The 6,794-nt window shown below is 68.8% G+C and carries 5 protein-coding genes and 1 pseudogene; 3 read left to right on the top strand and 3 right to left on the bottom strand.

Annotated features, from left to right (window positions below; all coding sequences use genetic code 11):
- The 3 genes from eccCb to IJH84_RS19425 form a co-directional block, all read left to right on the top strand.
- On the top strand, positions 1-1,665 hold a 1,665-nt coding region (eccCb, locus tag IJH84_RS19435), incomplete at its 5' end, for a type VII secretion protein EccCb (protein WP_295147146.1).
- Between the two features lie 41 nt (positions 1,666-1,706).
- A complete protein-coding gene (locus IJH84_RS19430; protein WP_295147143.1) occupies positions 1,707-2,054 on the top strand; it encodes a hypothetical protein in 348 nt (115 codons plus the stop codon).
- The gene (locus IJH84_RS19425; RefSeq protein ID WP_295147139.1) at positions 2,039-3,007 is read left to right on the top strand and encodes a DUF6177 family protein; all 969 of its coding nucleotides are present in this window, start codon (positions 2,039-2,041) and stop codon (positions 3,005-3,007) included. The genes IJH84_RS19430 and IJH84_RS19425 overlap by 16 nt, the downstream gene beginning before the upstream one ends.
- A gap of 1 nt (position 3,008) precedes the next feature.
- Here the strand turns inward: IJH84_RS19425 and IJH84_RS19420 are convergent, their stop codons facing one another.
- From IJH84_RS19420 to IJH84_RS19410, 3 genes and pseudogenes are all read right to left on the bottom strand, one after another.
- Entirely contained in the window at positions 3,009-3,686 is a 678-nt protein-coding gene (locus tag IJH84_RS19420; protein ID WP_295147136.1) for a hypothetical protein, read from the bottom strand.
- Positions 3,687-3,863: 177 nt separating this feature from the next.
- Positions 3,864-4,904, bottom strand: coding sequence for a hypothetical protein (locus IJH84_RS19415; RefSeq protein WP_295147133.1), 1,041 nt, complete (start codon positions 4,902-4,904; stop codon positions 3,864-3,866).
- A 15-nt stretch (positions 4,905-4,919) separates the two neighbouring features.
- Positions 4,920-6,794: pseudogene (locus IJH84_RS19410) on the bottom strand (hypothetical protein); the annotation flags it as partial.

Genomic DNA, 6,794 nt, shown 5'->3' with positions numbered 1-6,794 from the left:
TCGACGATCGTGGCTCAGCTCGAACCGGTCGGTGCACCGGTGGCGCCGATCTGGCTGGAACCGTTGCCGCGGGCGGTGTCGCTGGACCGGGCCGCGGGCGGTTTCGACATCACCGAGGACGGGTTGCGGCTGCGCGCGAAATCGGACGGCGGGCTGCCGGTGCCGGTCGGGCTGCTGGACGATCCGGCGCACCAGTGGCAGGGCACCTGGACGCTCGACCTGGCCGAGTCCGGCGGCAACCTGATGATCCTCGGCGGTCCCGGCACCGGGAAGACGACCGCGCTGCGCACTCTGGCGCTGGGCCTGGCGAGCACCCACCGGCCGACCGACGTCGGCGTTTACGCCATCGACCTGCTCGGCAACGGCCTGCGCGGGCTGGCCGAGCTGCCGCACGTGGGCGGTGTCGCCGGGCGCGACGACTTCGAGCGGGTGCGCCGCACCATCGACGAACTGCACGGGATGCTCGCCGACCGGGAGAAGCTGTTCCAGCGCAAGCAGATCGACGACATCGCGCAACTGCGCGGCGAGCCCGGCGAGCTGCCTTGCACCGAGGTGGTGCTGCTGCTCGACGGCTACGGCCAGCTGGCGGCCGCCTTCGAGTCGATCGAGCCGCGGGTGCACGATCTGCTGGCCCGCGGCGGCCGCTACGGCATCCACGTGGTGGCCACCGCGCGGCGCTGGAACGAGGTGCGCGGGGCGCAGCAGGTCGGTTTCGGCAACCGGATCGAGCTGAAGCTGACCGACTCCGCCGAGTCCAGCATCGAGGGGAAGCTGGCCCGCACCATCGCCGACAACGGCCGCGCGCTCACCGCGGACAAGCTGTTCGGGCAGCTCGCGCTGCCGCGGCTGGATTCGGTGGCCGACCCGGCGGGCAGCGGCCTGGCCGAAGCCGCGGCGCTGGTGCGCAGCACGTGGACCGGTCCGGTGCCGCCGCCGATCCGGGTGCTGCCCGCGGTGCTGGATCCGGCGGAGCTGCCCCAGTCCGACGGATCACCCCAGTCCCGCGGGGTGCCGCTGGGCCGGTTCGAGCAGGACTTCGAGCCCGCGGTGCTGGACCTGTTCGGCCGCGACCAGCACCTGCTGGTGCTCGGCGACTCGGCCACCGGCAAGACGAACCTGCTGAAGCTGGTCACCGGCGAGCTGGTGCGCCGGTATCCGGCCGACGAGATCACCTTCGCGGTGTTCGACCCGAGGCACGGGCTCGGTGATCTGGTGCCGGACGAGCACCTGGGCGGTTATGCGACCAACCACGCGCTGGCGAACCAGCTCGCCCAGGCCGTGTGCCAGGAGCTGGTCAAACGCGGCGACCCGGAGCACCCGGCCGGCCCGCGGATCGTGCTGGTCGTCGACGACTACGACGTGCTCGCCGCCTCCGGCAGCCAACCGCTGGCGCCGTTCGTGCCGCACCTGGCCGCTGGCCGCGACCTCGGGCTGCACGTGGTGCTGACGCGGCGGGTGATGGGTGCGGCCCGCGGATTGTTCGAGCCGTTCACCATGGGTGTCCGGGAGTCCGGTTGCCTGAGCCTGCTGATGTCCGGCGACCGTTCGGAGGGCCAGTTGTTCCCCGGCGTCCGGCCCACGACCTTGCCGCCGGGGCGGGCGCAGCTGATCAGGCCGGGCGATCCGATGCGCATGGTGCAGAGCGCGTACCTGGGGGACACGTAACCGCTGCTATTAACACTGAGGGCGAGCACTGGGAGAAGATCGTGACTTTCGACATCGTCGCGCTGTGCCGCGACCAGCCGGGCCCTGGCGAGCTGATCGCCGCGATGCGGGCCGCGGGAACGCAGCTGCGGGTCAACACGATCGACGAGTCCAAGCTGATCCAGCTCTACCACGAGGACGGCCGGTTGCTGCTGAGCACCGAAGGCGCCCGCCTCGTCCAGGTTCCCGGTGAGGCGCAGCGGCTGCTCGGCGTCAGCGACGCGCCGCATCCCGCGTGGTGGGTGGAAACCCACGCCCCTGGGCGCGATCCGGAAGCCGAGGCAGCGGCTCGGAACTTCACCGGCGCGCTGATTGCCGCGTCCGGGGGTGTGTCGTGGTCGACCCGCTGAACCACCCCGCCGCCGACCGGGAAACCGCGCAGGCCGTCGTCGTCGAGCAGGACCGGCGGGTGGTGGCCCTGACCGGCTGGCTCACCGACGCCGCGGTGAGCGCGGCGCGGGACGGCCGGGTGCTGCAGATCCTCACGCCGCTGCGCAGCCAGATCACCTACCCGCTCGAACTGTTCATCGACGACGGGCACGCGCAGTGGATCGTGCGCGAGGACGAGGAGCGGTTCCGCGACGGTTTCACCGGTGAGCCGCTGCACTGGGACGGCGCCCGGTTCGCCGCCGCCGGGGCGCCGGGCCCGCTGGTGGCCACCGGTTCGGAAAGCGTCGAAGTGCAGATCACCACGCTGCACCGCGCCCATGCTTCGCTGCAGCTCGGCTTGAGCGCGGAAGCGGCCGTGCAGGCGCTCACCGGCGGTCGGCCGAGCGGTTGGGGCGTGGCCGAACCGGCTTCCGAACCGTGGTCGCCGCGGGAGCTCACCCGGCACTGCGAACAGCGCGCGCCGAATCCGTCCACGGTGGTTCTCGTCGGCGGTCAGGATTCCGCGACCGCGATCGGCACGATTGAAGTGACTCGAGTCCAGGAGGGGGTGCGGGAGCGCCTGCGGCTGGCCGGGCCCGCTGCCCGCGCGGTCGGCCGAGCCGCGATCGACCAGCTCGCGGCCGCAGTGGCAGGCAACGCCCGTTCCATGCTGGTCGCGACCCAACCCGGCCGCCTCGACGGCCTGCGCTGGAACAAGCCGAACCCGCCCCCGCTGCCCCACGGCATCCTGCTCGGCCATCGAATAGTCGCGGAACACGGCGCCGAACACGCCCGGCGCGCGCCCGCGCAGGTCCAGCTGCTCGGACTCGACCGCCGGCAAGCGGCCTGGTGCTCGCTCACCGATGACTCGCGGGCACCGTACGAGGTGCTCACCGACGTCCTCGAACACTTCGGGCAGTCCGCCCGCGAGTAGCTCACTCGGACCGGCGGGTCCTGATGTGCCCGTCGCCGTCCGTCCCGAGCGGTTCGCCCGAGAACCGATCCTGCCGCGGGAACGGCCGTTGCTCCTCCGGCGGCATCTCGCGCCGCCGCTTCGCCGATTCCTTGGCGTTCGCCAGGAACGCCTCGACGTTGTCGGGCGGGCCGGGTTCGACTTCGATCGAGCCGTCACCGGCGTATTCCACCGATACGGCGGAGCGGTCCACCGAGTCGCGCAACCGCTGGGCCAAGAAGCGGCCATCCGCGAGGAAGTTCTGCTTCTCCTCATTGGTCGCAAAACCTGATCTTGCGGGGTCGGCAGGTCGATAGGTTGCTTGGAACCGCGCGTCCCTCGTCTTCGCCGCGAACGCCTCGTCCGATGGCGGTGTAATGCTCTCGGCCTCCATCGCTCGAGACCTCAACGTCCGGTGCTCGGTGCGCACTTCGTGTGGCCCCTCAACCTCGTCCGGCCGGAACCGGCCGACGACCCATCCGCGGTCGACGACGGTGGGTCCGTGCTCGGTCGCCCACTTGTCGTCGGCTCGCTTGAGTCGTCCGAGCAAGACGCCCTGCTCGATCTTCTCCAGCACGAACGTGGCGTCGTGCCAACGGAATTCCCACGTGGCGGTGTAGTACTCGTCGACCTCGGACAGTGGCAGGTCGGCAACGTACAACAGGTGTTCGTTGGACCAAGTGAAACCCGCTTGCGGGCCTTCGTCGGCGGTACGTCCGACTCGGACGTGATCAGCGTTGTCACTGGCCAGAGCTGTGAACTTCTGGCTGCTGACGCGAACCCGAGGGCTCCCGCAATACTGACCATCATCCATCGTCATAGCTGAATCCAGGTTCGATCAGTGACCGAGTTTGCGCGTCATCCGTTGCACGAACTCGTCCGCCTCTTGTTCGGTGATCTCCACGTGGTCGATCTCGTTGTGTCCGATGGCGTACCGCTTGAGGTATTCGGTCGGTTCCCAGTCGAGTTGCCGCGTGAACGCCTCGTCGTGCGTGACCCCGTCGAGGATCCGTCGCCGAACCAGTCCACGCGGATCGCTGCGCGGATGCAGCTCGTCGATCTTGGCGTAGTAAGTGACTTGGGCCGTCCGACGTTCAGCAGCACTGCGGGCGTCGAGCGCCTCAGTGATCTCTGCGCGAACCTCTTCGCCCCCGACCGTGAGGATGCTGTCGGCGAGCAGCTTCGACGCGGGCTCCCGCCCTTGCTCGACCAGCCCGATGAGCCGGTGCAGGACTTGTGCAGACGAATCGATCGCAAGCAGGTCCTGCGCGTAGGAGACCGCACGAGTCTCTTCGGCTCGCGCGGCCGCGACGATGAACTCGGCAGTTTGGAACGACAGCGGGAAATCGAACCGAGTCCCGGAATTCAAGTTCGCGATAGCTCGATGAACGGTTTCGAAGATCTCCGGGGAGAGCTCTGCGACCACGTCCGGCCCCAGGGCCGCGGCGAGTTGCCAGTCAAAGAAGTAGGCGTCCGCGATCTTCAACAACGCGCGCAGGCTCGTCAACCGCTGCTGGCCGGTCGCCTGGTCCGAAACGAGGTCCCGGCTTGCGGAAACGGCTTCGGCGAGCTGCGCGAACGTGGTGTCCACCGAGTACCGGCGATCGAGCCAGGCGCCGAACCAAACGGCTCCGCTGCCTGCGGCGGCGGCGTCGATCACGGCGTCGTACCCCTCGTGCTGCGCCCACGCGGTCAGCGCGAAGCAGGCGAGGAAGCGCGATTGCGCATCGACCGTGTCGTCTGCGAGCACATCCCGGAGAGCTGGAACGCGTTCGAAGTAGCGAGGATCGTCGTACGCCTCGTAGATCACTTCGTCGGGATCCTCGACAGCAGCTCCGTCGAGATCGTGCAACAGCAGCTGCCGGACGCGCTCGTCCATGTCGTGGCACCAGCCTTACAGGTCGTGGGGGCCGTCGAGGTACTCGCTCGGGATTGTCCCTTCGACGAGCCACTCATGGTCTCTGCGGGTGTTGAGCATCGCTTGCAGCCTGGAGAGGACGCTCTTGGTCTTTCCTCGGCTCAGTTGCAGTTCTGCCGCGTAGCGCTCGACTTGCTCCCGGGTTGCGCGTGGGGGGAGGTCCACCGGTACGTGTCGTCCGGCGATACCGTCGATCTCGGCCTGGACCGACGCCTGCACGCGCTCCGGGGAATGGATCTCAACGCCCTGCACGTGGCCGCGGGCGATGTCGTGCTGGAGGCGTTGCAGGTCGAGCCGGATCTCTTGATTGCCGTAGAGCTTGATGCCATCGTTCTGGGCGCTGAAGGAAGAGAACTGGCTGTTCGCCTTTATCTCGGGGTTTCTTCCCCCGAACACGTGCTGGTTAATGTTGATCTCGCCCGCCGGATTGGCGGGAACCAGGTTTCCGTGATCGTCCAAGTGCGACTTGCCGACACCGCTCTCGTTCACTTCGGCCGAGAAGTCGTGATCGCGGCGTACCAGTGGTTCATTGCCGCCGCCGGTTCCGGCGTCGAGGGCCTCAGATGTGCCGTTGGGATGCCCACCGCCGTCGAACGGAGTCCCCGCGCCCGCCGTTTGCGGCACGTGCAGCTCAGCGGATCCCGACGGCCGGTCGAGGCGGTCGAAGATCTCGCGTTGCTGGGCTTGGAGTTCCTCGATGCGTTCCGGTGAATTGCCCGGCAGGCGCTGCTGCTCGTAGAGCTCGTGCGCGTCCATCTTGGCCGCGAAGCTCTCGGGTGTGTGGAACTGGAGCTCGAAGGTCTGGCCGGTGGCCGGGTCGCGCCAGGTCGAGTTGATGCCCTTGTAGCCGCTTTCGTCCCAGGTGTTCTTGAACTTGATGTTCTCGAAGCCTTGGGACTGCAGTTGGTGGACCGCGTGCTGGACGCCGTGGCTGTAGTTGCCGGAGGGGACTTCCAGCGTGTAGCGGACCGAGTCGCGGATTCCGGCGAGCGCTTCGTCCGGGGCGACGTTGATGTCCTCGGCCATGTCCGTGGCGAGCTTGCGCTTGAGCGAATCCTCGCCTTTGAGGCGGAAGTCCAGCCCTTCCAAGCGCCCGTGGTCGATGGAGCCTTCGATCACCCGCATGTGTTCGGTGATGCGGGGTTCGTTGGCCGCGGAACGCTCGATGAACCGCTCGGCTGCCGCGTTGGCGCCAGGATCGAGGCGCAGCCCGTGTTCGCCCTGCCAAGATCCGTCGGGCTGGACCCCTTGAGGCTCGGCGTCGGGCGAGTGCGGTGTTGCGCCGCGACCGCTGTCGTGCGCTCCACCATGGTCGATATCGGTGTGGTCACCGGTGTCGGGGTGACTGGTGCCGCTATGCGTGTCGCCGTGTCCAGGCTCGCCGTGTCCGTCCGGCGCGTGCTGACTGTGGCCGGATTCGTGCGGCGTCAGGTGGGGTGCGTCCTGCGGTACGTGGTGGGTCTGTGGGGCGTTTGGAACGTGCTTGTGTCCGCCGTCCGCCGCGTCTCCGACGTGTGCACTCGACTGGGACGTAGTTGGCCCGTCCGATCCCCGATGCCTTCCATCGCCCAGGCTCGGCCCGTCGCCGTGCCCGCCGCCGTCCATCCGCGCGACCTCCGGCCCGCGGGTTTCCGGGACGTGCATGTCGACGTGGTGTCCGGCGCCCGCGACCGCGGGTGTCGGGCCGAGGTGCGGGATGTGGACGTCGAGCTTGTTGGCGACCTTGAGCCCGAGTTCGCCGACGGTGGGCATCTTGGCGACGAAGTCCCCGGCGCGGACCATGGCGCCGCCTACGCGGGCGCCCGTCCCGGCGGCTTTCGCGCCCTGGCCGGCGGCAGCAGCGCGGCACGG

Origin of the sequence: Saccharopolyspora sp. (genome assembly GCF_017434145.1) — a bacterium.
GTDB lineage: Bacteria > Actinomycetota > Actinomycetes > Mycobacteriales > Pseudonocardiaceae > Saccharopolyspora_C > Saccharopolyspora_C galaxeae.
The sequence above is the reverse complement of the archived record's forward strand: the minus strand, read 5'-3'. Positions and strand labels throughout refer to the sequence as shown.

Excerpts from the sequence above, each read along its gene's own strand:
- IJH84_RS19415 (WP_295147133.1), bottom strand. The coding sequence starts at position 4,904 with ATGGACGAGCGCGTCCGGCAGCTGCTGTTGCACGATCTCGACGGAGCT.